The organism is Enterococcus sp. AZ067, from assembly GCF_051715005.1.
GTDB classification, from domain to species: Bacteria; Bacillota; Bacilli; order Lactobacillales; family Enterococcaceae; genus Enterococcus_D; species Enterococcus_D casseliflavus.
Genome location: NZ_JBIOSY010000001.1, coordinates 3,066,908 through 3,092,306, shown reverse-complemented (window position 1 = coordinate 3,092,306; position 25,399 = coordinate 3,066,908). Strand labels below are relative to the sequence as shown.

General features: G+C 43.9%; 18 protein-coding genes. 15 read left to right on the top strand and 3 right to left on the bottom strand.

The window, feature by feature from the left end:
* Positions 1-9: 9 nt before the first annotated feature.
* Positions 10-1,188, bottom strand: a complete 1,179-nt coding sequence (locus IGI82_RS14665) for an ROK family protein (protein ID WP_016612770.1) — start codon at positions 1,186-1,188, stop codon at positions 10-12.
* Positions 1,189-1,438: 250 nt separating this feature from the next.
* Here IGI82_RS14665 and xylB point away from each other — a divergent pair, with 250 nt between their 5' ends.
* The 10 genes from xylB to IGI82_RS14615 all read left to right on the top strand — a co-directional run bounded on the left by xylB (position 1,439) and on the right by IGI82_RS14615 (position 16,779).
* Complete coding sequence (gene xylB, locus IGI82_RS14660) at positions 1,439-2,935, top strand: xylulokinase (RefSeq protein ID WP_438842402.1); 1,497 nt, start codon at positions 1,439-1,441, stop codon at positions 2,933-2,935.
* Positions 2,936-3,052: 117 nt separating this feature from the next.
* Complete coding sequence (gene xylA, locus IGI82_RS14655; protein WP_086291754.1) at positions 3,053-4,360, top strand: xylose isomerase; 1,308 nt, start codon at positions 3,053-3,055, stop codon at positions 4,358-4,360.
* A 141-nt stretch (positions 4,361-4,501) separates the two neighbouring features.
* Positions 4,502-5,968, top strand: a complete 1,467-nt coding sequence (locus IGI82_RS14650) for a glycoside hydrolase family 1 protein (protein ID WP_438842401.1) — start codon at positions 4,502-4,504, stop codon at positions 5,966-5,968.
* Positions 5,969-6,004: 36 nt separating this feature from the next.
* Entirely contained in the window at positions 6,005-7,411 is a 1,407-nt protein-coding gene (locus IGI82_RS14645) for a response regulator transcription factor (RefSeq protein WP_438842400.1), read from the top strand.
* A gap of 362 nt (positions 7,412-7,773) precedes the next feature.
* Positions 7,774-8,604: a BglG family transcription antiterminator LicT gene (licT, locus tag IGI82_RS14640; RefSeq protein WP_010749938.1), complete on the top strand. Its 831-nt coding sequence runs from the start codon at positions 7,774-7,776 to the stop codon at positions 8,602-8,604.
* 111 nt (positions 8,605-8,715) lie between these two features.
* On the top strand, positions 8,716-10,566 hold the full coding sequence (locus tag IGI82_RS14635; protein ID WP_060791440.1) for a beta-glucoside-specific PTS transporter subunit IIABC: 1,851 nt from the start codon (positions 8,716-8,718) through the stop codon (positions 10,564-10,566).
* 10 nt (positions 10,567-10,576) lie between these two features.
* Positions 10,577-12,004, top strand: coding sequence for a 6-phospho-beta-glucosidase (locus tag IGI82_RS14630; RefSeq protein ID WP_438842399.1), 1,428 nt, complete (start codon positions 10,577-10,579; stop codon positions 12,002-12,004).
* Between the two features lie 144 nt (positions 12,005-12,148).
* Positions 12,149-13,048, top strand: coding sequence for an ROK family protein (locus IGI82_RS14625; RefSeq protein WP_115232743.1), 900 nt, complete (start codon positions 12,149-12,151; stop codon positions 13,046-13,048).
* The gene (gene yicI / locus IGI82_RS14620; protein ID WP_438842398.1) at positions 13,045-15,315 is read left to right on the top strand and encodes an alpha-xylosidase; all 2,271 of its coding nucleotides are present in this window, start codon (positions 13,045-13,047) and stop codon (positions 15,313-15,315) included. Before IGI82_RS14625 ends, yicI begins: the two co-directional genes overlap by 4 nt.
* Positions 15,316-16,779, top strand: coding sequence for a family 43 glycosylhydrolase (locus IGI82_RS14615; protein WP_438842397.1), 1,464 nt, complete (start codon positions 15,316-15,318; stop codon positions 16,777-16,779).
* A 58-nt stretch (positions 16,780-16,837) separates the two neighbouring features.
* Here IGI82_RS14615 and IGI82_RS14610 read toward each other — a convergent pair whose 3' ends face one another.
* Entirely contained in the window at positions 16,838-18,634 is a 1,797-nt protein-coding gene (locus IGI82_RS14610) for a sensor histidine kinase (protein ID WP_438842396.1), read from the bottom strand.
* Positions 18,631-19,236 (bottom strand): YesL family protein, encoded by a 606-nt coding sequence (locus IGI82_RS14605; protein WP_005234068.1) that lies wholly within the window; start codon positions 19,234-19,236, stop codon positions 18,631-18,633. Before IGI82_RS14605 ends, IGI82_RS14610 begins: the two co-directional genes overlap by 4 nt.
* A gap of 235 nt (positions 19,237-19,471) precedes the next feature.
* On the opposite strand from IGI82_RS14605, the gene IGI82_RS14600 reads away from it, so the two are divergent.
* From IGI82_RS14600 to IGI82_RS14580, 5 genes are all read left to right on the top strand, one after another.
* Entirely contained in the window at positions 19,472-20,413 is a 942-nt protein-coding gene (locus IGI82_RS14600) for an ABC transporter permease (protein ID WP_005228459.1), read from the top strand.
* Between the two features lie 15 nt (positions 20,414-20,428).
* Complete coding sequence (locus tag IGI82_RS14595; protein ID WP_005228460.1) at positions 20,429-21,361, top strand: carbohydrate ABC transporter permease; 933 nt, start codon at positions 20,429-20,431, stop codon at positions 21,359-21,361.
* Between the two features lie 21 nt (positions 21,362-21,382).
* Positions 21,383-23,131, top strand: a complete 1,749-nt coding sequence (locus IGI82_RS14590; RefSeq protein WP_438842395.1) for an ABC transporter substrate-binding protein — start codon at positions 21,383-21,385, stop codon at positions 23,129-23,131.
* Positions 23,132-23,273: 142 nt separating this feature from the next.
* Positions 23,274-23,930 carry an SGNH/GDSL hydrolase family protein gene (locus tag IGI82_RS14585; protein ID WP_438842394.1) on the top strand — a complete coding sequence of 219 codons (657 nt, stop codon included), beginning with the start codon at positions 23,274-23,276 and terminating at the stop codon, positions 23,928-23,930.
* Positions 23,927-25,393: an alpha-L-fucosidase gene (locus IGI82_RS14580; protein WP_438842393.1), complete on the top strand. Its 1,467-nt coding sequence runs from the start codon at positions 23,927-23,929 to the stop codon at positions 25,391-25,393. Before IGI82_RS14585 ends, IGI82_RS14580 begins: the two co-directional genes overlap by 4 nt.
* Positions 25,394-25,399: the final 6 nt, after the last annotated feature.

The following is a 25,399-nucleotide window of genomic DNA, read 5'->3' as shown; positions in this document are numbered from 1 at the left end:
AGCATTCATTTAATGGATCACACGGGAGAGATCAAGTGCCGCAAAGCGCAAATCGTTGATATTCAAGAAATGTTTCGCCACTAAAACATTGCCGCCAAACAGCGGGGCTTGATCGCCTAATCGACTGTTTTTGATCTTCGTGTTTTTGGTGAACTGGCTGGTCAATTTTTGTTGCAGCGCCAGTAATAAATCAGGAATTTTGCGATAGACCGAGCTGTTGATATAGACTTCTTCGGGATCAGAAAAAGTGATGACATTGTTTAGCCCAATACTAAGAAACTCAACATTTTGTTGCGCCAATTCGACTGCTGATTTTTCTCCGGCATGATAGGCTTGTGCAAAGGTATCCGAATTAACGAACGCTGTTTTTGTATAGTGACTGTAGGTGTCAAACAAGACTTTGTTCGACGCATATTGCTCTAAGCAGCCTCGATTGCCGCAAGGGCACAAGTTGCCGTGAGGAAAGAGCGTAGAATGGCCAACTTCCCCCGCCATGCCGTGAGTACCGGTTTGTAACTGCCCATCAACGATGATTCCGACACCGATCCCACTATGGACGCTGACGCTCAGTAAATTCGTGGAATCAGAAGAAAAACAGTACTCGCCTAAAGCCGTCAGATTGGCTTCGTTTTCTATATAGACTGCCGTATTGTATTTTTGGCTCAAAGGGGCGATCAAATCAAAGTGTTCCAAGTCGTAGTAGGGGGCAAAGGTGACCGTCTGATTGTGAACGATGCCGTGGATCGCCAAACAGATTCCTACTAATCCATGAGTGGTTTGCGGCATTTGCGGCCAAAACTCTTTCATCATGGAATCGATCGTCGCTAGTACATTTTCTTTGGTGATCAATTCATGGGAATGGTCGGCAGAGGCGATCATCTCGCCATTGATATAAGAGAGCATCCCTCGAACATAGTTATAGCCGATGTCAAAGGTAACAGCTAAGCTGCTACGGTGATTGAATTGCAATTGAATCGGTTTGCGACCACCGATCGAAGTGGAATCACCAATGCCGACTTCGCGCACGAAGTCCGTGTCGATCAGTTTTTTGGTTATTTGAGAAACAGACGCTTTATTGAGATGGGTCAAATTTGACACTTCCGCTCGTGACACATTTTCATTGTCAATGATCGTCTTCAATACAGCCGCTTCATTTTGTTCGCGTATGCCCATTTTATTGATAATCATGTGTTCTCCTCTTCGTAGATGTGATTAGTGTTAGTTTACCGTGCAAATTAATATTGTGCAAGCTGAAGAATAAAGAAAAGACGCAGAATGTAGGAGCAGCAGTTTGAGAAGGAAAAACCATGAAAGATTCGTTGAAAGCGCTTGACAGGAATGCGAGAATCGTTTACTATTCGATTAGTTAGTTTTGAATGCTAATTAACCGTTTGAGAGTCAATGGTTAACTGCTTCAAACAGAGGAAGGAGAGAAGAGATGGCTTATTTTTTAGGGTTGGATCTAGGAACAAGTGCGTTAAAAGGCTTAGTTTTTGATCAAACCGGGGAACTCCAAGGAACAGCAAGTGCTGACTATCCATTGTCATCCCCTAGACCGGGGTTCAGTGAGCAAGAGCCGGTGCATTGGCAAGAGGCGGCAGATAAGGTGATCAAAACCTTGATCCAGCAGCTTCCAACGCTGCAGAAGGAATTGATCGGCGTCAGCTTTTCTGGGCAAATGCATAGTCTTGTTTTATTGGATGAAGAAAACCGAGTCATTCGTCCGGCAATATTATGGAATGACGTTCGGACCACCAAACAATGCCAAGCGATCATGGCATCCTTTGGAGAGGAAATAAAAGCAATCACCAAGAATGTTGCTTTGGAAGGGTTCACCTTACCAAAAATTTTATGGGTCCAAGAACACGAGCCTGAACATTGGCAACAAGTTCGTCACATGATGCTGCCAAAAGACTACTTGGCTTTTTGGCTGACTGGGAACTATTCGATGGATTATTCCGATGCAGCGGGTACGTTACTGCTGGATATCGAAAAGAAGTGCTGGTCTGAAGCCATTCTAGAAAAATTCGCAATCGCATCGGATTTACTGCCGCAGCTTTTTGAATCAGCAGCGCCTGTGGGGCAAATGCGAAAAGAACTGCAAGAAGCCTTTGGCTTTGAACAAGAGGTGACGATCTATGCAGGTGGCGCAGACAATGCCTGTGCTGCATTAGGTTCAGGGATCATCGCCGAAGGTGTCGGCATGGTGTCGTTTGGCACGAGCGGTGTGTTCTTATCCTTTGAAGAAGCGCAAGAGGTTGATTATCAAGGAGATCTACACCTTTTCCGTCATGTGATCAAAGACAAGTTGTATTCAATGGGGGTCACGTTAGCCGCTGGAAATTCCTTAAGCTGGTATCGTGATACGTTTGCCCCCAACCAATCGTTTCAGGAATTGCTTTCAGCGATCAGTGAGGTAAACCCAGGGGCAGAAGGCCTGCTGTTTACGCCTTATATCGTGGGCGAACGCACACCGCATACCGACAGCCAAATCAGGGGTAGTTTTATCGGCATCGACACACGGCATCGCGAAAAGCATTTCAGTCGTGCCGTCTTAGAAGGGATCACCTTCTCTTTGAAAGATTCCCAAATGATCATGGAAGAACGGGCACAGCGGAAATTTACCCAGATCGTTTCTGTGGGGGGCGGTGCGAAAAATGCCGAATGGCTGCAAATGCAAGCCGATATTTTTAATGCAGAAATGCTGACTTTGTCTACTGAGCAAGGTCCAGGTATGGGCGCAGCAATGCTGGCAGCAATCGGCAGTGGCATTTATCCAGATGCAGGTGCCTGTGTTAACGCCTTTGTCAAATACGGCAAGGCCATTGCACCGATTCCTGAAAATGTCGCCAAATACCAAGAAATCTATGCGATCTACCGCACCGTCTACCAACAAACCGCACCTATCTGCCATGCATTGGCGCAAATCGAATAGCGTAATGGCAGCAGGCAATCTACTTGATCAAAGCGAGGAATCATTTTTGGTTCTAAATGATTGGAAACAAGTAAGTTAGTTTATTACACTAAAAAACATAAAATGGAGGCAACAACAATGAGTTATTTCCCAGAGATCGAAAAAATCCGCTACGAAGGTCCTAAAACAGACAATATGTTTGCATTTCGTCACTACGATGCCGAAGAAGTTGTTTTAGGCAAGAAAATGAAAGATCATCTACGTTTTGCAATCGCCTATTGGCATACGATGACGCAAGACGGCTCTGATCCTTTCGGCGCACCTGTCAACAAACGGACGTGGATCGGTGACACCGAAATGGAAACGGCGAAAAATCGAGTAGAAGCCTTCTTCGAGATTTGCGAAAAATTAGGGGCAGAGTTCTTCTGTTTCCATGATGTTGACGTGGCACCTGCAGGAGAAACGTTAGAAGAATTTTTCCAAAACTTAGACGAAATCACCGATTTGATCAAAGAAAAAATGGAACAAACGGGAATCAAACTATTATGGAATACAGCAAATATGTTCTCACATCCTCGTTTCAATAACGGCGCTGCTTCCACCAATAATGCGGAAGTTTATGCGTATGCGGCAGCCCAAGTCAAAAAAGGCTTAGACATCTCGAAAAAATTAGGCGGCGAAAACTATGTCTTCTGGGGTGGCCGTGAAGGCTATGAAACCTTGTTGAATACAGACATGAAATTTGAACAAGACAACATCGCCCGTCTATTCAAAATGGCGATCGCTTATGGCGAAAAAATCGGTCATAAACCGCAGTTCTTATTAGAGCCGAAACCAAAAGAACCATCAAAACATCAATATGATTTTGATGCAGCGACAACGATGGCCTTCATTCAGCACTACGGCTTAGAAGGAGATTTCAAATTAAACCTAGAAGCCAATCATGCAACATTAGCTGGCCATACCTTTGAACATGAAATCGCCGTTGCCCGTAGCTATAACGCATTAGGCTCACTGGATGCCAACCAAGGAGATATGCTGTTAGGGTGGGATACGGATGAATTCCCAACCAACGTCTTTGACTCGACACTTGCTTTATACGAAGTCTTAGAAAACGGCGGCATCGCACCGGGAGGAATCAATTTCGATTCTAAAGTCCGTCGTTCGTCATTTGAAATGGAAGATCTGTTGTTAGCCCACATCGCTGGTATGGATACGTATGCCCGAGCGTTGAAAGCAGCAGCGAAACTAAAAGAAGACCGCTTCTTAGACGAATTGAAGGAAAAACGATACGCCTCTTTCCAAGAAGGCATCGGAGCGAAGATCGTTGCTGATGAGGAAAACTTAGAAACACTGACAGATTACGCATTGGCGCATGATCAAATCGAATTAGAATCCAGCCACATTGAATATGTGAAATCTCGTTTGAATGATTACCTGTTTTAATAAGAAACGACTGTCGTTCTGAGGAGCGGCAGTTTTTTCACCTAAAAAATATCTTTTGGCAATTGTTACGAATCAACCAAATTATGATACGATAAAATGTAACCGATTTATTTCGGTTTAGGAAATGAAGGAGGCAACTTGATGTTTCACACAAACTTAGATCCTTTCCCAGAAAACTTCTTATGGGGGGCAGCTTCGGCGGCCTATCAAATTGAAGGAGCATGGGCAGAAGACGGCAAAGGTCCGTCGATTTGGGACACCTATGCCCAAATTCCTGGCAATACTTTTGAGGAAACCAACGGCAAAGTGGCGATCGATCACTACCATCGATACAAAGAAGATGTTGCCTTGATGAAGCAAATGGGCTTGAAAGCCTATCGCTTTAGTGTGGCGTGGTCGCGAATCTTGCCTGATGGCGAAGGCGCGGTCAATGAAGCGGGTGTGGCGTTTTACGAAAAGCTGGTGGACGAATTGCTTCGGCAAGGAGTAGAGCCGATTTTGACGCTTTATCATTGGGACCTTCCCCAGGCTTTGCAAGACAAATACCAAGGATGGGAAGGCCGAGAAACAGCAGAAGCATTTGAACGGTATTGCCGGATCCTTTTTGAACGCTTAGGAAAGAAAGTCACCTATTGGGTCACCATGAATGAACAAAATGTCTTCACTTCTCTTGGGTACCGTTGGGCGGCACATCCACCAGGCTTGAAGGACTTAAAACGGATGTATGCAGCCAATCATATCATCAACCTTGCCAATGCTAAGGCGATCAATTTGTTCCATGAGCTGGTTCCTCAGGGCAAGATCGGCCCAAGTTTTGGCTATGGACCGATGTATCCGTTTAGCTGTGACCCAGAAGATGTGCTAGCAGCAGAAAATGGCGAAGCCTTCAACAACGCGTGGTTTTTAGATGTCTATTGCAAAGGCGAATACCCGAAATTTGTGTACAAGCAATTAGCCAAAGTTGGCTTGGCTCCTGAAGTAACTCCAGAAGATCAAGCACTATTAAAACAGGCAGAACCTGATTTCTTAGGAATCAATTACTATCACGGTGGGACGGCCCAGCAAAACAATTTGCAAAAGCAGTCAGCTGAAAAGAAAGAATTTTCTAAAGTCGATCCGTATTTGATGCAAGCGGCAGCTGGTGAGTTCTCACCCGAAGAAACCATGTTTGCGACAGCAGAAAATCCTCACTTGAAAAAAACGGATTGGGGCTGGGAGATCGATCCCGTTGGTTTCCGCGTAGCCTTGCGACGCATCCAAGCCAATTATGAATTGCCGATTTTTATTACTGAAAATGGGTTAGGCGCTATCGATCAATTGACAGAAGACAAACAGATCCATGACCCCTACCGCATCACCTATTTGCAGGAACATCTGGTGGAACTGCAAAAGGCCATCACGGATGGGGTTGAGCTGATCGGCTATTGTGCTTGGTCCTTTACAGATCTACTGAGTTGGTTGAATGGATACAAAAAACGCTATGGGTTTGTTTATGTCGATCGCGACAATCAAAGCGAACGTCAGTTGGCGCGCATCCCGAAAGATAGTTTTTATTGGTATCAAGAGGTGATTCGCACCAACGGGGCAAGTTTGACAAGTGAAACATGATGTAACGAAGGAGTAGCTGAAAATGGAGGTTGGAAAATGCGTAAAGTGTTGATCGTTGACGATGAAGCATCGATCCGAAATGGGCTACCTCTGATCATCGATTGGGAACGTCTGGGGTATCAAATCGTCGGGTCGGCGGAAAACGGCGAAGCTGGCTTGGCAATGATCCGCGAATTGAAGCCAGACGTTGTGATCGCTGATATCCGTATGCCGGGAAAAAATGGTCTTGAGATGGTGCAAGCAGCATCGGAGGAAGGACTTTTGTTTTTTGCCATTATTTTATCCGGCTACTCAGATTTTGACTATGCCAAGCAAGCTTTGCAACTGGGCGCTGTGACCTATTTGCTGAAACCAGTTGACGAAGAAGAGCTGATCGGTATTTTGACGAAAATCGATCAAAAAGCCAAGACCGATCAGCAGAAAAATCAGAAGAGTCAGTTGATGGAGAAATTGTTTGGCGGGGATCAAACGGGAATCAAAGACGCACAAGCCATCAAGCTATTGCGTCTTTCCGAGGAGGCAGATGCCCAAAAGCTGGTTGAGAAATTGCAGGAGCAAGTGGCGCAAGTCGTCACCTTGATCCATCGGCATCATCGGTATTTGGTTTTGTTAAACGAGGAACGCTTTCCCGACGAGGCGATCGATGCGTGGTGCCGCAAAAAAATGGCTCATCAAGAGATCTTGATCTCCCGCTGGTTTGCGGCGCAAGATAACTTGAAGCCATTGATGATCGATATCCAGACATTAAGTAAATTGATTTTCTTATTTCCCAATCAAGTCATTTCTCACCATGTTTTGGATACGACCCAAGAAGCAGAAGAACGAAGCGATTTGCGTGAAGAATTAGTTAAAGCGATTTTGGCAAACGATCCGTTGGAACAGCCGTTATTCCGCTATTATCAAACCTTTTATCATTCATTGGCATTGGAAGAAGAGATCAAATGGCAAGTCAATGGCGACATCGAATGGCTGCAGCATCAAATCAGTGAAAAAGTAGCCTTAGCAATCGAATGGTCGACAGACGAAGTGCATCAGCAGATTTTTCTCGCCCAGACGTTTCCGATGCTACAAGAGGTAATCACCGCAAAACTAGCAGACTTGCAAGCAACAGTCGCCAGCAGTTTGAACCAAATCGATATCATTGCAGAATTGATCCAATACACGAAAAAACATTATCAAGAAGATTTGACCTTGAAAAAAATCGGGGAACGTTTCAATTACAATAGTGCCTATCTAGGCAAGAAGTTTCGCAAAGAAACTGGGAAAAATTATTTGGCGTTCTTGGATGAAGTTCGAATGGAAAAAGCGGTGGAAATCTTGCGTCATTCCAATCTAATGGTCTACGAAGTTGCTGAATTGGTGGGCTACAGCAATGTTGATTATTTCTACAAAAAGTTCAAACAATACCATCAGGTTTCGCCGAATGAGTTTCGAAAAACATAAGAAAATTCGCTGATACATGAGCAGCTGTTTTTCAGGAAAACAGTCCATCGCATAGGCAATGAAAAGAGAAATCTGTGAAAAGAAAAAGCGGCATTACAGGTTCGCATGGCGGCAGCAAGAGACAACACGTCTTTTTTTGTCGCCATTTTTTTGAATAATCTCGTCAGAAGCTCATACAAGAAAATGCTTTAAAAAAGCTATTGACGTCGTTTTCATTTTGAAGTATAGTAAGTGCATCGGATCGTTACTGATAATGCAGGCGTGACCACAGGTATGAGATTTTCTCCATTCGTTTGTTTTGGAAAAAGATCATAGCTAGTTGGTGACGTTATTTTTTTGTTTTATTTTAGGAGGTGTTGACCATGGAAATCGTCAAAGTATTTAATAATAATGCTTCATTAGTCCTGAACGACAATCACCAAGAAGAAGTTGTGATGGGGAGTGGCATCGGCTTTGGTTTGAAGCCAGGCGACACTGTCGATCAAAAGAAAATAGAAAAGCGATTCATCATTAACGACCAAAAAAGCATTGCAGATTTGGAACAGCTGCTTAAACGGATTGAATATCGTGATCTGCAACTGGCCAGCGATATTTTAAAATTGTTTGAGGAAGCGTTTCAATGCGAAAGCAATCCTGCACTGCTAGTGGCACTTGCAGACCATATCGGTTTTGCTCTGACGAGAGCAAGAGAAGGGATGAAAATTCAAACACCCCTAGAATGGGAATTAAAGCAGGTGTACCCGAAAGAATATGAAATTGGTCTTCAAGCGGTTGAGCTGATGCAAAAGCGAACACATCTGAATATTCCGCAAGATGAGGCTGCTTTTATTACGCTGCATTTCGTGAATTTTTTAGGCGATAACAACGGAATGGAAGAAACAATGCTGATTTCCAAAGTCATGAAAGATATTTTGACGATCATCAATTATCATTATGGCAAAGAATTCAGACAAGACTCTATTTATTTTTCCCGATTCATCACTCACATTCGCTACTTTGTTAAACGACAGATGAGCAATGAGCTACCAGCTCAACCAGCGTCTAGTTTATTAGATGTGATTCAACTGAAATATCCGTTGGATTATGAGTGTGCTATGAAAATCAAGCAATTTCTGGAAAATAGGTATCAGTGGGAAATCACTGAAGATGAAGTGTTGTATTTAACCTTACATTTAAATCGATTGGCATCTTAACGGATCGTTACTGATAAAGCAGGCGTGACCTAGAGTGAGCACTCAAACGAGTCTTTTGTTTGAGGTGTCTTCTAGATCACGCTTTTTATTATACGCAAAAGGAGAATAACTATGAAATTTGAAAACGAAAGTGCCGCGATCATTCGCTTGATCGGTGGTGAAAAAAATATCGACAGCTTGGTTCATTGTGCAACGAGATTGCGTTTTGGCTTGAAGGATGACGCCAAGGCCAATAAAGGGGAACTTCAAAAACTGCCCTATGTGATGTCTGTTGTACAAAGCGGAGGACAATATCAAGTCGTAATCGGCAGCAATGTATCAGATTACTATGCGACGATCTCAGCTATGGCTGGGTTATCAGATCAAGAAACAGGTTCTTCGAAAAAAACAGGTTTTAATTTGAACGCCGTATTTGAAATTATCTCAGGTGCTTTTTCTCCTTTAATTCCTGCTCTAGCAGGTTCGGGGATGCTAAAAGCACTGCTGACGGTTTTGACCCAATTTAATTGGTTATCAGCAGAATCTTCTACTTATGTCATTTTGAGTGCTGCGAGTAATGCAATATTTTATTTTTTACCGATTTTCTTAGGGATCACGTTGTCGAAAAGATTAGGTGCCAACATGTACGTTGGCGGCGTGATTGGTGCAGCATTGTTGGAACCTCAGTTTACTGGGTTGATTGGCGTGGAAAATACAAATTTCTTGGGGATACCAGTTCAAGCCGTGGACTATGCCACAACCCTATTTCCGATTTTTGCGGCTATTTTTATTTATCAATTTGTAGATAAATTTTTGAAAAAGATTATTTATAAAGACATTCAATTGTTTGCCGTACCAATGCTTAGTTTGATGATCATGATTCCATTGACCGTTATCCTTTTTGGTCCATTCGGCACCTTTTTCGGGGATCTTTTATCAGGAAGTGTAATGTGGTTATTTGAAAAAAGCCGGATCCTTTCAGGCATCGTTTTAGGCGGCGGGATGACCTTCATGGTTATGTTTGGTTTGCACTGGGGCTTTACACCTGTAACGTTAGATAATCTGACAAGATTAGGTGGAGACCCTATTGAAGGAATGGCATTGGCCGCTGTTTTTGCTCAAATCGGGATTGCAGTTGGCTTCTTCTTACGAGCGAAAAAACATTCGAAAATGCGGGCTTTGGCAGGCCCAGTTGCCTTGACTGGCTTCTTTGCCGGCGTGACAGAGCCCATCGTCTATGGGATTATTCTTCGTTACAAAAGACTTTTGCCGATCGTAGCTATTTCCGGTGGTTTAGGCGGAGCAGTGTTAGGCGCTTTTGGTGTGACGATGAATGCGTATGTTTTCCATAATATTTTTTCCTTGCCTGTTTACAGTCCTTTGGTGGGTTATCTGATCGGAATCACCGTTTCATTGTTGTCAGGAGCTTTACTGGCTTATTTCTTCGGCGTGAAGGAAAGTGAACTAACAGAATTTGAAGCAGAGCCTGAATCAGAGGTAGAAAGTATCTTAACCAATGCAGCAACTCCGATTTATTCACCGGTAAAAGGACAAGTGATGCCTTTAGCAGAAGTGGAAGACGATGTCTTCGCCAGCGGAATCGCTGGACAAGGAATTGCGGTCATCCCCGATGAAGGAATCATTCGGGCACCTTTTGCAGGTACTGTTGTTGCTGTTTTCCCTTCTAAGCATGCGATTGGTATTAAATCTGATCAAGGGGTTGAATTATTGATCCACGTCGGATTGAATACCGTGAATCTAAATGGTGAGTTTTTTGATGTTAACGTCGAAAATGGTGCGACAATTGCACGAGGAGATCGTTTGTTGACCTTTGACCGGCAGGCGATTCTGGATAAAGGCTATCAATTATCGACACCCGTGATCGTTACAAATTGTGGGCCAGATACAGTAATCGAGTACGAAACAACGGCCGGAACAATTGAAGCAGAAGGGATTCTGTTTACCGTAAACAACGAAGGATAGGAGTTTGAAAATGAAAGAAAATTTTTTATGGGGCGGTGCGATCTCCGCTCATCAAGTGGAAGGTGCTTGGCAAGAAGGCGGAAAAGGGATCAGTATTGCCGATGTGATGACAGCAGGCACGAAAGATCGGCCTCGGAAAATTACCAACACAATCTTGCCTGAGGAATATTACCCGAATCATGAAGGCATTGATTTTTACCATCGTTACCCGGAAGATATCAAACTTTTTGCGGAAATGGGTTTCAAAGCTTTGCGAATCAGTATCGCATGGACACGAATTTTTCCTTTAGGAGATGAACAACTACCGAACGAAGAAGGGCTGTATTTTTACGATCAGGTCTTTGACGAGATGCAAAAATATGGAATAGAACCTGTTGTGACGTTGTCTCATTTCGAGATGCCCTATCATTTAGTTGAAACCTATGGGGCTTGGCGCAACAGAAAGATGATCGGATTTTTTGAACGTTTTGCGCAAACTGTAATGGAACGCTACAAAGAAAAAGTGCGGTATTGGCTAACATTTAACGAGATCAACAATCAGCGGATCATCGATAATCCAATTTACAGTTTTACCAATTCTGGTGTGATCTTTGACGAGGATGAGGAGAAACTAGCAGGCATGTACCAAGCTGCTCACTATCAGTTTGTTGCTTCAGCTCGTGTCGTCACAGCTGCGAAAAAAATCAATCCTGAGTTTCAAATTGGCTGCTGTTTAGCTGCCACGCCTAATTACCCGCTGACTTCTGATCCTCGTGATCAATTGTTAGCACAACAAGAAGATAATAATCAACTCTATTTCACAGATGTACATGTCCGTGGACACTACCCAAAAAGAATTCTCAATGAATGGCAGAAAAAAGGGTACACGATCGATGTGACAGAAGCCGATCTTGATGATTTGGCAAACGGCACCGTTGATTATATCGGTATTACTTATTATTTAAGCAATACAGTATCTACCCGCTCAGATGCAAACTATCTACATGATCCTTTGTTGGGCAGCAGTGTGCTATCAACGAATCCTTATTCAACGATGACGGAATGGGGCTGGACGATTGACCACATGGGATTGCGCTATATGCTGAATCTCTTGCAGGACCGTTATGAACTGCCGATTTTTATTGTGGAAAATGGCTTTGGTTTTAATGACCAAATGACAGAAACCGGCATTCATGATCCCGAACGGATTGACTATTTAGCTGAACACATCAAACAAATGATGCTTGCCATCGAGGAAGACGGCATTGATGTGATTGGGTATACAGCATGGGGCTGTATTGATCTCATCTCATTTACTACAGGTGAAATGCGAAAAAGATATGGGTTCATCTATGTAGACCGTGACAATGAAGGGAATGGTTCGTTTGATCGAATCAAGAAAGATTCTTTTGATTGGTATAAGGAAGTCATTGCTTCAAATGGAGCAATGCTGAAATAAAAAAGAAGTATCCTATTGCCTATCGGAGACAGAAAAAAGCTAATTTTTATAGTAAGAAAGTCTATTCTAAGAAGTAGGCTTTCTTTTTTTTCTTTTATATAATTTAAATGAAACTGTAAGCGCTTTTCGAATGGAGGAGGAGAAATGACAGATGTACGCCTGTGCTTTGATGTAGGCGGGACCTATATCAAATTCGGGGTTTTTACCGAGAAGAATCAATGGCTGGACCGAGGCAAAATCAAAACCCCGAGTAATACGCGGGATGAATTTTTTGCTGCCTTAGCTGCCAAAATAAAAGAAGTCGAGCAAGTGCATATCATCGAAGGGATCGGGCTGAGTTTTCCTGGTTTCATTGATTCAGTCAATGGCCGAGCGATCATGGCGGGGGCGTTGGCTCCTTTACACGGCTGTGCTGTCGTACAAGAGCTGCAGCAGCGTTTAACCAAGTCTTATCCGATCTGGATCGAAAATGATGCGAAATGTGCTGCTTTAGCAGAACTTTCTACCGGCAATGCTGCTGACGTACAAGATTTTGTCATGATCACATTAGGCACCGGTATTGGTGGCGCGCTCGTTCATCAGCGCCAGTTGATTCACGGCAATGGGTTTCGGGCAGGAGAATTCGGAATGATGATCACTGATTTTCAAGCATCTTCTTTTGCGACCCTCCATGATCTAGCTTCAACGAGAGGACTGATTGATGCCTATCGGCGGGCAAAAGCGATTCCTGAATCAGAGGAGATTTTAGGTGAAACCATCATGCAGCAGTGGTCGAGTGATCCTGAAACGCAGGAGATCCTGAAACAGTGGGCACGTTATGTCGCACTTGCGATTTACAACCTAGCTGTCACGATGAATCCCGAAAAAATACTGATCGGCGGCGGCATCAGCCAACACCCTGATCTATTAGCTATAATCAAACAAGCAATCAATGAGAACCCCCATTGGCCAGATTTCCAAGTGCCGATCGAGACTTGTCGTTACTATAATGATTCTGGTCTGTTAGGGGCGTTGACATTGATCCAACAAGGAGGAAAAAAATGAAATTTTCAGATGGCGGTTGGTTATTTCGTGAAGGATTTGATGTGAAATTTGCGGTGCATGTCTACGATGCCCGTAAAGAAGAAAACAAATTGGTTTTATATCTGCCTTATAGCTATGTCGGACATAAAGGGGCAACGCTGGATGGCGGATTGTTAACGATGGAAGTCACTACCCCTAGAAGCAATATCATTGGGATCACCCTCTATAACTATAAAGGGGTCCAAGCCAAAGCCCCCGATTTTGAATTGATGACAGAAGCGATCACTCCTGATATTTCAGAAGACGAGCAATCCTATGTTTTTCGCTCGGGAGACTTGCAAGTCGTAATCACCAAAGAGGAAAATGTGACAGCTTCGTTTTATTACAAAGAACAGCTGATTACCCAAAGCAAGCCTCGCAGCAAAGCCTTAGTGATCGATCCGCAAGCAAATACCCATATCAGCGAACAGTTGACCCTGGATGTGGGAGAAACGATCTATGGTTTAGGGGAACGCTTTACAAATTTCGTGAAGAACGGCCAGAGTGTTGATATCTGGAATGCCGACGGGGGCACTGGTACAGAGCAAGCTTATAAAAATATTCCTTTTTATGTAAGTAATAAAGGGTATGGCGTCTTTGTCAATTCACCAGATCGGGTGCAATTCGAAGTGGGGAGTGAAAAAGTTTCGCGTGTTCAATTCAGCAATCCAGGACAATCGCTGCAGTACTTTGTGATTGCCGGCGATGAGTTAAAACAAGTGATTCAGCGCTACACTGATTTGACGGGGAAACCGTCGTTGCCGCCTGCGTGGTCCTTTGGTTTGTGGCTAAGTACCTCGTTCTTGACGGATTATGATGAACAAACCGTGACGTCTTTTGTAGACGGTATGGCAGAACGTGATATCCCTCTTGAGGTCTTTCATTTTGACTGCTTATGGATGAAAGAATACGAGTGGTGCAACTTCACATGGGATGAACGAACTTTCCCAGAACCTGAAAAAATGCTGCAGCGCTTGAAAGCCAAAGGATTGAAAATCTGTGTCTGGATCAATCCTTACATTGGGCAAAAATCACCCTTGTTTGATGAAGGGATGGCCAATGGCTACTTTTTGAAACGCGCCAATGGAGATGTCTGGCAATGGGACAAATGGCAAGCCGGTTTGGCGGTCGTCGACTTCACCAACCCTGAAGCGATCGCTTGGTACAACAGCAAGCTGCGTGCCTTATTAGACATGGGTGTGGATTGCTTCAAAACGGATTTTGGTGAACGGATTCCCACCGATGCGGTGTACTATGATGGCTCTGATCCAGAAAAAATGCACAATTATTACGCCTATCTATACAATAAGGTCGTCTTTGACTTGCTGAAAGAAGTCAAGGGAGCAGAAGAAGCCATCGTTTTTGCGCGGGCAGCTTCGGTTGGTTCACAACGCTTGCCTGTACACTGGGGCGGCGACAGTACCTCAGATTATCCATCGATGGCAGAGTCGCTGCGGGCAGGTCTGTCCTTTGGGTTAGGCGGCTTTGGGTATTGGAGCCACGATATCTCAGGGTTTGAAGCTGGCTCAACTCCAGACCTCTACAAGCGCTGGACACAATTTGGTCTGCTGTCTTCCCATAGCCGTTACCATGGCAGCTGGGAATACAAAGTGCCATGGGTCTATGACGACGAAGCCGTGGCGGTAGCTAAAGCCTTTACCAAGTTAAAACTGTCCTTGATGCCTTACTTGCAAGCCCAATCGGTGCTAACCGCTCAAACGGGGATTCCGATGATGCGGGCAATGGTCTTAGAGTTTCCTGAAGACGAGATGACCCATCATTTGGATCGCCAATACATGCTGGGGGAACACCTTTTAGTGGCGCCCATTTTTAATGATCAAGGAACAGTCTCCTTTTACGTACCGAAAACGAAGGGGCATTGGATCGACTATTTATCTGGCAAAGCATACGAGGGCGGACGCTGGTACCAAGAAACCTATGACTATTTCCACTTGCCACTGTTAGTCCGACCAAATCAAGTCATTATCGAAGGCCATGAACAAACCAAAGCAGTCTATGACTATGCCCAACAGCCAACGATCCATCTTTTTGATCCGCAAGACAAGACCGCTGCCGCTATCTATGATCACCACGGTGAGTGGCTTGGCGAGGTGGCTGTCGAAAGAGTCGATCAAGAACTGATCGTCAAGCTGACTGGCATCCAGCAAGCATTCTTGCAGATACACACGACTGCTGGAAAAACGAGCCATGAGCTGACGGCTGACCAAACCACGATAAAGGAGTTTTAGATGCCCATGCGAACCATCACGAATCCAATTTTACCTGGATTTCATCCAGATCCCAGTATTTGCCGTGTCGGGGAAGACTTTTATCTGGTGACGAGTACCTTTGAATATTTTCCTGGATTACCAATCTATCACAGTAAAAACTTGGCAGACTGGCAGCTGATTGGCCATGGACTTTCGCGACCTGAGCAGTTGCAGCTACCGACGAAAAACCCCAATGCTTTTGGTCTGTATGCCCCAACCTTGCGTTTCATCAAGGACCGCTTTTACCTCGTTTGTACTAACGTTGGCGCAAACGAAGGAGGAGAAGGCAACTTTCTGATTTGGACGGATGACATCGCTGGTGAATGGTCTGACCCGATTTGGCTGGACACCCCTGGGATCGACCCAACAATTTTCGTAGATGACGATGGACAGACCTATTACTTAGGCACCCATAAGGAGATCTATCTGCGGACGATCGATTTGGCTTCTGGAGATCTAGGCCCGCGGCAAAACATTTGGACGGGCAGCGGAGCGGCTGATCCAGAAGGCCCCCACTTGTATAAAAAAGACGGTTATTACTACCTGTTGATCTCCGAAGGCGGAACGTCCTATGGGCATATGCTGACCATGGCCCGCAGCCGTTCCTTGACGGGACCCTATGAAGCATGCCCAAACAATCCAGTGATGACCAATCGCAGTACGAATCTGCCACTGCAAGCCGCAGGGCATGCGGATCTCGTGCAAGATACTAAAGGCAACTGGTGGGCAGTCTGTCTAGCAGTACGCCCCATCAGCTATCCTTTGAGGCATTTGTTAGGGCGGGAAACATGTCTACTGCCAGTAGACTGGTCAAACCCATGGCCGGTGTTTGGCGAAGAAGGTCATTTACCAGAAACCATTCAGGTAGACACAATGGCGGCACCAAAGGAAACACAAAAGAAGAGCAGCAAGCCTGATTACGTGACTTTATTCGAATGGGACACGACGTTGATTGAAGAAGAGCCGCATGGCTTCTTGCTGCATCCTAATCAGACGGGTCTGTCTGATCAAGGCAAACTTGCGGCTGTGTTCCAACGGCAAACCGCCTTTGATCAACAATTTCAAGCAACCTTTGATTGTCGGCAACTAACGGATGGACGAGCGGGATTGACGGTTTTCTTAAATGCCACCCATCACTATGAGGGATACCTGGAAAAAACGGCGTCCAGTCAGCAGCTAGTTTTCCGCCGACAAATCGGTTCCCTATGGAAAGTGGAAAAGAAACTGCCTTATGCAGCAGATACAGTCACCTTGCAGCTGAGCGCCGATAAAGAAACTTATCGTTTTTCTGTTGTTGATGAGCAAGGACAAGCACAGCCTTTAGGTAGGGGAGAAACAAAATATCTGACTACTGAAGTTGGCGGTGTCTTTACTGGAATCATGGTAGGCTGCTATGCCAGCGCCTCTTCATCACAACAAACCCTTCGTGTGCGGGATTTCTAATCAATCAAAAGCCCCCCTTCGATTCCTGTTTCAGAAATCGAAGGGGGGCTTTACTGTTTTAGTGAGGAGAAAATGAATCTTGGCTTAGATCGTGGATCCGCAAGGTGACTTGTGTGCCGCTGCCCAACACACTCTCGATCGTCAAGCCGTATTCAGGTCCATAAAACATTTTGACCCGATGATTGACGTTGGCTAGCCCAATGTTCTTTTTGGCATGGGTGGAGGGCGTCTTGATTTTTTGCTGCAAGCGTTCGAGTTTTTCTGGCGGTATCCCGCTGCCGTTGTCTTGTACCACGATCACCAGATCATGGCCGTCTTTGGTGATCGTCAAACGGACAAACCCTGGATAGGTGATGCCTTCCAAGCCATGGGAGATGGCATTTTCCACCAATGGTTGAATCAGGAGGGGCAATATTTGGACTTCTTTTTGGTCGATCTCATTGGAGACTGAATAGGAAAAGTTGACTCGATCGCCAAAGCGCATCCGCTGGATCTTGACATACACGTGAACCGCGTCTAAGGACTCTTCTAAACTCGTTCGCTTGGTTCCGTGGGCTTCTAGCGTATAGCGCATCGATTTTGCCAGTAACTTGATGGCATAAACGACGTCAGAATTGCCAGAAGTCAGCGCCATCATACGAATCGTTTCTAATGTATTGAACAAGAAGTGGGGGTTGATCTGCCCCGCTAAGATATTAAATTCCATTTGCTGCTGCTGAGTCAACAGCTCTTGCTGTGCCAAACGTGAACGGTAGATCTCTTCTTCTTTTTTCTTGATTCGTTGAATGATCTTATGGAAATCAAGAGAGATCTGTGAAATCTCGTCTTCGCCGCTGATATTTTGAAAGAAATCATAATCCTCGATCGAGGCAAAGTAGACCGCCTGCTGCAGTTGAGAGATTCGTTTGGTAAAGAATCGAGCAAAGAGAAAGACGATGATGAAAGTAGTGATCAAAATCACCAAAACGATCGTGCTCCACCGGATCAGATTAGTGCGTAGATTGCGATAGGCATTGGTATCCGCACTATAAATCGTGATGATGTCTTCTTTGTTACTCATGGGTAAGGTGCTTTTGGTGAGCATCACCTTGGTACCATCATTTTTTAAAAAGGCAGCACTCGTTTGCGGCTCAGAAAGAGCTGTCAGCTGTCCAGGTTCCCCAACTTGATTGATTTTGTCGCTATAAAAGATGACATCATCATTTAACTGTAATTCCAATTCATAGGATGAATTACGAAGTCGGTTACTGAGATAATTGTAATCGACTTGGATCTCCAAAACGGCTGTTTCTTTTGATAAAGGCAAAGGCAACGTTTTATAAAGACTCAAACGATTTGCTTTGTAATCCTCTGGCATCGTCATCAAAAAAGCATCGGGTTGCTTAAGAGCTCGTTGGTACCAGGCGGTCGCTTGAATCGTGTCATCTGTCTGTTGAAAATATTTATAGTTCGGAATGGTTTGATTCGTCGTATAGATAGTTAATTTCGCAATCGAGGTTTGAAGATTTCTGATCTCATCTAGCTGATCATAGCTATTGATGTCCACGATCGCTTCTTGGTCGTCAAGGTAATTGGCAGTTAAAAGCTGACGTAGATGGGTATCATTTGATAAGGAACTCGCCGTGTTTGTCAGCGTGTTTGTTGTATCAAAAAGAACAGATTTGACACGCTGAGCATTCAACTCTGCCAAGTGTTGGTAATTGCCTGTCAGCTGTTTGGTTGAATCGTAGACCAATAAGAGACCTATAGTCACTGTGGATAAAAAAACAACAGGTAGATAAAGAATGAACAATTGTCGCCGAATGGAAAACTGACTCAGACGACGAAAAAGTGAGAGATGACTGATTCTTTTCATGCTTGTTGATTACGAAAGATAGAAAGCAACAGGAATGAACTACAATAAATAACAAAAGAAAAGCCGAAAATCAACAAGAGAAATTTAAACAACGGAAATAAAACAACAAAACAAAACGCAGCGATAGGAATAAGTGCGAGAGCTAACGAACGGATAGGGTCCGCGATCGGTAACAGAAACGCATTTTTTAGTGTTTGCCTAAAGCTGTTTTCATAACGTCCAATTAAGGCAAGGCAATAGACTAACACAATAAACAGATAAATAGCTGTAACAATTAGAACGAAAGCAAAAATACTGGCAAGAATGGTTTTTGAGGAAAACCAAAACAAGCTACTATACAGTAGTGCTACCATGGGGAGCCCAAGAAGGAGAAAACTACCGGTGGCTTTCATAAAGTTTGCTCGTAGCGCTCGCACATAGCCTACAATCAATTCACCACGCTCCTCATCCGCATAACGAATCGTCACTTCATAAAGGGCAGCTGTCGCAGCACCAATCGTAATAATTGGCAAACAGCTAATGATATATAGTAAATTTAACAATGTAAATTGTGAAAAAACGGTGGTTATTTTGTACAGTTGACCATCAGGATTGTACTTCATTTTTATCCCTCCAAAATTGATATATTCCTATAGTACTCGCAAAAAACAAATTTTGAAAGCCTTACCATTCGAGCGGTTTCTAGCGAAAACATTGATAGATCAACGTTCTTTATAAATAAAAGAAAAATGAAGTCTAAAATGTACGGATTGACCTCTATTTTTCACAGGTGGCAAATAAGCATTCAGGTGCTAGTATTAAAAATGTAAAAGCGGTTACAAAAAAAGGGGGAGGAAAATGGAAAGTAAACTAAGCAGTGTCCCAAGAAAAAATAAGCGGGTGACACGAGAAGGGAAGATTTTGTTTTTATGTATCGTTCCCTTTCTGATTCTCGTGTTTTTGTTCTCTTATTTTCCTTTGCACGGATGGATTTATTCACTTTATGATTACAAACCAGCATTAGGTTTAGCGCGCAGCGAGTTCGTAGGCTTCAAATGGTTTCGACTTCTTGTCTCTAGTCCAACACAAGTGGATCAGATCGTACAAGTAATGAAAAACACCTTTGCCATGAGTTTTTTAGGGATCGCCACTTCGATCCTACCAGTAGGCTTCGCCATTTTACTGAACGAAATCAAGTGCAAATGGTTTAAAAATTTGGTCCAAACGCTGACCACGCTGCCGAATTTTATCAGTTGGGTTTTGGTGTATACGATTGCCTTTAGCTTGTTTTCTTCAACAGGGCTGGTAAACACGTTGCTGCAAGAATGGGGCTTCGTTACCGATCCAGTCAAATTTTTGGATAGCGGCAATCATACGTGGCTGATGATGTGTCTTTGGAATATTTGGAAAGGCTTGGGCTGGGGTGCCATCATGTATCTTGCAGGCATTTCAGGAATTGACCCCGAATTGTATGAATCGGCACGAATCGATGGGGCGAATCGTTTCCACCTGATGCGTCATATCACACTACCTGCCTTGATGCCGACGTTCCTTGTGATGTTGATGCTGTCTATCGCCAACTTGCTGAACAACGGAATGGATCAGTACTTTGTCTTCCAAAATGCATTCAATCGAAATACGATCCAAGTCCTCGATTTGTATGTCTACAATTTAGGGATGGGCGGAAATAGTCTATCGCTAGCGACCGCGATCAGTATGCTAAAAAGTGTCATTTCTGTTGCCTTGTTAGCCATCGTCAATATTGCTTCGAAAAAAATTCGGGGGACATCCATTATTTAGAAGAGGAGGATATCAATGGAACTATCGATTAGTGAAAAGAAAAAGGCGAAAAAAGTACGCAAACGTGAAAACCTGACGTTTAGTATCCTCAATTATACCTTTTTCTTTTTGATTACGTTGATTTGCGCGTATCCCTTTTATTACTTGATCATTAATTCAATCAGTAATAATGAGTTGAGTGCGTTAGGCCAAATTCGCTTTTTTCCACAAGAGATCCATTTTGAAAACTATAGTCAAGTGTTACAGCTAAAAGGATTGCCTCTAGCCGCAACGGTTTCGGTGGCTAGAACGGTGATTGGTACCGCCGCGACTGTCTTAGCTTCAGCGTTTTTAGGCTTCATGTTTACCCAAGAAAAAATGTGGAAACGAAAATTTTGGTATCGCTTTGTCGTGATTACAATGTATTTCAATGCAGGGTTGATTCCATTATTCATCACGATGAAGACATTAGGTTTAACGAATAACTTTTGGGTCTATATTTTGCCGGCTGTCGTTCAGCCCTTCAATATCATCTTGGTGAAAACCTATATTGAGTCGATCCCCAAATCATTGCAAGAAGCAGCTGAAATGGATGGAGCTGGCATCATTCAAGTATTCTTTCGGGTAATTTTACCCAACTGTACGCCGATTTTAGCAACAGTAGCGATTTTCTCGGCAGTGGGTCAATGGAATTCCTTCCAGGATACATTGATTTACATTACGGATCAAAGTCTCTACTCCTTGCAATACCTTCTTTACACGTATATCAATCAAGCCAATTCGTTGGCACAAATGGTCAAAAATACCTCGGGATCACTTTCTAGCATCGCTTCAGCAGCAACAACGCAGACGCCGACGTCGATCCGCATGACCGTTTCAGTCATTGTTGTTTTACCAATCATGTTCATTTATCCGCTATTCCAGAAGTATTTTGTCAAAGGAATTATGTTGGGTGCGGTGAAAGGTTAATAAAAAGAAAGAGGGAAGAAAATGAAAAAAATGTCGAAATATGTAGCAACAGGTTTGTTAGGCATGACATTGCTAGGTAGTTTAGCCGGCTGTGGAGGAGCAGCTGAATCTGACACAGACGCTGCTTCCAGTGAAAGTGGCTACGATGAAACGATCACGATCGATGTCTATAATGGGCTAGCCAACTATATGGGGATGCAAGAAGGGTGGTTTGCCAAAATCGTGCGGGATAAATTCAATATGGAATTGAACATCATCGCACCAAACGTTGCTGGAAACGGTGATACCCTTTATCAAACGAGAACGGCAGCAGGCGATTTGGGTGATTTGATCATTGTTGATAATGGTCAACAATACAACGAACTGGTTGAAGCAGGTTTGTTGACCGATGCGAGCGAGTATTATGAAACTATGGAAAATGTTCAGCGCTTCGATGCGGCTGTTCAAAATCTAAACAAAGATGCCGATGGGCTGTATGGCTTTCCAACTTCCGTTTCTACCTTAAAAGCCACCGATCCTTCAGAAGGATTAGATCCTACATTTGGTGCTTATGTGCGTTGGGATCTTTATGGGGAGCAAGGATATCCAGAAATCGGTACATTGGAAGACCTGCTTCCTGTGATTCAAAAAATGCAAGAAGACAATCCAACAACAGATTCTGGCAAAAAAGTGTATGGGTTTTCTCTATTCAGCGATTGGGACGGCAACATGATGAATGCAGGCAAACAGCTGGTCACCTACTATGGGTACGATGAATCAGGATTTGTCTTGGCAAAAGCCGATGGATCTGATTATCAAAGCATTCTCGATAGTGACTCTGAATATATTCGTGCACTTAAGTTTTACTTCGAAGCCAATCAAATGGGCTTAGTTGACCCAGAATCAACGACGCAAAATTACGATACACTTTTTGCAAAATTCCAAGAAGGACAAGTGTTATTCTCATGGTGGCCTTGGTTAGGTCAAGCGGCCTTTAATACGACCACGAACTTGACTGAAGGAAAAGGCTTTATGTTGGCACCGATCCAAGACCAAAAAATCTTCTCTTATGGTGCGGAAGTATACGGGGGCAAACAATTTATCGGGATCGGTTCTAATGCCGAAGACCCAGAACGAATCGCAGCCTTCATTGACTGGCTCTACTCATCAGAAGGTGTGTTAGCAAATTCTTCTCAAACAAGCGGCAGTAGTGGTCCAGAAGGCTTGACTTGGGAAATGAAAGACGGCGAGCCTGTCTTAACTGAGTTCGGAAAACAAGCATTGCTAGATGGTGATGGGGATGTGCCAGAAGAATACGGTGGCGGAAGTTACAAAGATGGCGTATCTGCACTCAACGTCAATACGGTATTACCGATCGATATCAATCCTGATACAGGCTTCCCTTATGCTTATACGATGTGGGAAAGCTACCAAAATGAAACAACCGATCCTGTAAAAGAAGATTGGTCAAAAAATATGGGTGGTGCAGAATCCACCATTGGCTATTTAGAGGAGAACGACCAATTGTTAGTTGCCCCTGGTGCCAGCTATGTAGCGCCAGAAGATAGTTCAGAGATCTCTACGTTGCGTAACCAAGCCAAAGCGACGATCATCGAGTACTCTTGGCGAATGGTTTTTGCCAAAGATGAAGCAGAATTTGATCAATTGCTAAAAGAAATGCAAGAAACAGCAGATGGTCTTGGCTATCAAACCGTTTTGGAATTTGACATGAACAATGCAAAAGACCAAAACGAAAAACGGGTAGAAGTAGCGAAAGAATTTGGGGACTAATCAAAAACAAACAAAGAATCGCTCGAGTGATTTGCCAACGGTTCCGTGGCAAAAGTGAGTAAACAGCCTTTGAGTAAGCAATCACTTAAGAAGATTGATCCAGCACCAGCGGATCAGTCTTCTTTCTTTAAGGAGGAAAACAATGATAGTTGAAAAAAAAGATCGTTTGCTTTTTATGGGGGATTCGATCACAGATAGCAATCGAAATTATCAAGCGATACCCGCAGGTTGGTCTTCATGGGGGGACGGCTATGTTCATCTGATCAACGCCTATACCACAGCATTACTCCCGCAAATGGAATTAATGATCGTCAACCGGGGTGTCAGTGGGGATACGGTTGTCGATTTGAAGAAGCGCTGGAAGCATGATGTGTTGGCATTTCAACCAGATTGGGTAACGATCATGATCGGTGTGAATGATGTGTGGCGGCATTTTGATGGAACCTTTGCTCAAACGGAACTAGTGGGGATCGAGAGATTTGAATCAGAGCTGCGTGATTTGATCGAGCAGACCTTGTCAAATGTCAAGGGGATGATTCTTTTGAGCCCGTTTATGGTTGAAGCCAACAAAGAAGATCCATTAAGAAAAATGCTTGCCAATTACCAACAAGTGCTTGCCAAAGTAGCGCAAGAGTATGGTATCCTTTTAGGGGATACGCAGGAAAAGTTTGATGATTTTTTGCTTTATCAATCATCCTATGTCTTAAGCAGTGATCGCGTGCACCCCTCGACTGCAGGACATGTGTTGATTGCAAAAACATGGCTGGAAACAGTCGGTATTTTGGAGGAAAAACAATGATCACAGTAGAAACGATCCAGCAAGTCGCACATCAAGGCCCCTTTTTTCCAAATTGGCAGTCATTGGGCGCTTTTGTTCTACCGGAATGGTTCCGCAAAGCAAAATTTGGGGTCTTCATTCATTGGGGACTGTACAGTGTTCCAGCCTTTCACAATGAATGGTATTCAAGAAATATGTACATCAAAGGCCATCCAGAATATGATCACCATATTGAAACCTATGGTCCACAAAAAAACTTTGGCTACAAAGACTTTATTCCGATGTTTACCGCAGATAAATTTGATGCAAATGAATGGATTCGCTTGATCAAACAAGCCGGTGCCAATTATCTTTTTCCCGTTGCAGAACATCACGACGGGTTTCAGATGTATAAAAGCGAACTGTCTGAATGGAATGCGTCAGTTATGGGGCCGAAAAAAGATATTCTTGGTGAACTAAAAGAAGCAGCAGAGGAGCAAGGCCTGCATTTTTGTACCTCATCTCATCGTGCCGAACATTGGTTTTTTATGGGACACGGTAAGGATTTTGACAGTGATATCAAGGAGCCGTTGGCAAAAGGCGACTTTTACTGGCCAGCGATGCCAGAGCCAGACCATGAAAGTCTCTTTAGCGAGCCATACCCGTCAAAAGAATTTTTAGATGATTGGCTGCTTAGAACCTGTGAACTCGTCGACAACTATCAACCAGAGCTGCTGTATTTTGATTGGTGGATCCAACATGAAGCCTTCAAGGAGCATTTGCAACTTTTCGCTGCTTACTATTACAATCGTGGGGCTGAATGGGGCAAACGAGTTGGTATTTGCTACAAGCACGATGCCATGATGTTTGGTAGCGGTATCGTGGAGATTGAACGGGGGAAATTTGCCGAACCACAACCTTTTTACTGGCAAACAGACACAGCAATCGCTCGTAATTCATGGTGCTATACCACGACATTGGATTATAAAACAACACGTGAGATTTTACAGGATTTGATCGAAGTCGTCAGTAAAAACGGCAATCTCCTTTTGAATATCGGGCCGAAAGGGGATGGTTCGATCCCAGAAAAAGATCAAGCGATCTTAAAAGAAATCGGTGCGTGGCTGGATGTAAATGGTGAAGCCATTTATGAAGCGAAACCATGGCGCAAAGCAGGGGAAGGGCCCACGACCGTAGTTTCGGGCCAATTTCAAGAAGCACAGGCGACGACATACACGAGCCAGGATTTCCGCTTTACGGTTCAGGGGGATTCGTTGTATGCGATTGGCATGGCAAGTCCTGAGAATGGCCACGCAAGGATCCAAGCACTGGCACAATCCAAAGACCAAAATTTGCCAGAATTTCACGGCATCATCAAAACCGTCACGATTCTAGGATACGAAGAACAGCCTGTTGATTGGCAAGTGACCGATGAAGGCTTGCAACTAACTTTTGAACCAATTGAAACCGACCAACCAATTGTCTATAAAATTACAATGAAATGAGGCGCA

Excerpts from the sequence above, each read along its gene's own strand:
- IGI82_RS14665 (WP_016612770.1), bottom strand. The coding sequence starts at position 1,188 with ATGATTATCAATAAAATGGGCATACGCGAACAAAATGAAGCGGCTGTA.
- xylB (WP_438842402.1), top strand. The coding sequence starts at position 1,439 with ATGGCTTATTTTTTAGGGTTGGATCTAGGAACAAGTGCGTTAAAAGGC.
- xylA (WP_086291754.1), top strand. The coding sequence starts at position 3,053 with ATGAGTTATTTCCCAGAGATCGAAAAAATCCGCTACGAAGGTCCTAAA.
- IGI82_RS14650 (WP_438842401.1), top strand. The coding sequence starts at position 4,502 with ATGTTTCACACAAACTTAGATCCTTTCCCAGAAAACTTCTTATGGGGG.
- IGI82_RS14645 (WP_438842400.1), top strand. The coding sequence starts at position 6,005 with ATGCGTAAAGTGTTGATCGTTGACGATGAAGCATCGATCCGAAATGGG.
- licT (WP_010749938.1), top strand. The coding sequence starts at position 7,774 with ATGGAAATCGTCAAAGTATTTAATAATAATGCTTCATTAGTCCTGAAC.
- IGI82_RS14635 (WP_060791440.1), top strand. The coding sequence starts at position 8,716 with ATGAAATTTGAAAACGAAAGTGCCGCGATCATTCGCTTGATCGGTGGT.
- IGI82_RS14630 (WP_438842399.1), top strand. The coding sequence starts at position 10,577 with ATGAAAGAAAATTTTTTATGGGGCGGTGCGATCTCCGCTCATCAAGTG.
- IGI82_RS14625 (WP_115232743.1), top strand. The coding sequence starts at position 12,149 with ATGACAGATGTACGCCTGTGCTTTGATGTAGGCGGGACCTATATCAAA.
- yicI (WP_438842398.1), top strand. The coding sequence starts at position 13,045 with ATGAAATTTTCAGATGGCGGTTGGTTATTTCGTGAAGGATTTGATGTG.
- IGI82_RS14615 (WP_438842397.1), top strand. The coding sequence starts at position 15,316 with ATGCCCATGCGAACCATCACGAATCCAATTTTACCTGGATTTCATCCA.
- IGI82_RS14610 (WP_438842396.1), bottom strand. The coding sequence starts at position 18,634 with ATGAAAAGAATCAGTCATCTCTCACTTTTTCGTCGTCTGAGTCAGTTT.
- IGI82_RS14605 (WP_005234068.1), bottom strand. The coding sequence starts at position 19,236 with ATGAAGTACAATCCTGATGGTCAACTGTACAAAATAACCACCGTTTTT.
- IGI82_RS14600 (WP_005228459.1), top strand. The coding sequence starts at position 19,472 with ATGGAAAGTAAACTAAGCAGTGTCCCAAGAAAAAATAAGCGGGTGACA.
- IGI82_RS14595 (WP_005228460.1), top strand. The coding sequence starts at position 20,429 with ATGGAACTATCGATTAGTGAAAAGAAAAAGGCGAAAAAAGTACGCAAA.
- IGI82_RS14590 (WP_438842395.1), top strand. The coding sequence starts at position 21,383 with ATGAAAAAAATGTCGAAATATGTAGCAACAGGTTTGTTAGGCATGACA.
- IGI82_RS14585 (WP_438842394.1), top strand. The coding sequence starts at position 23,274 with ATGATAGTTGAAAAAAAAGATCGTTTGCTTTTTATGGGGGATTCGATC.
- IGI82_RS14580 (WP_438842393.1), top strand. The coding sequence starts at position 23,927 with ATGATCACAGTAGAAACGATCCAGCAAGTCGCACATCAAGGCCCCTTT.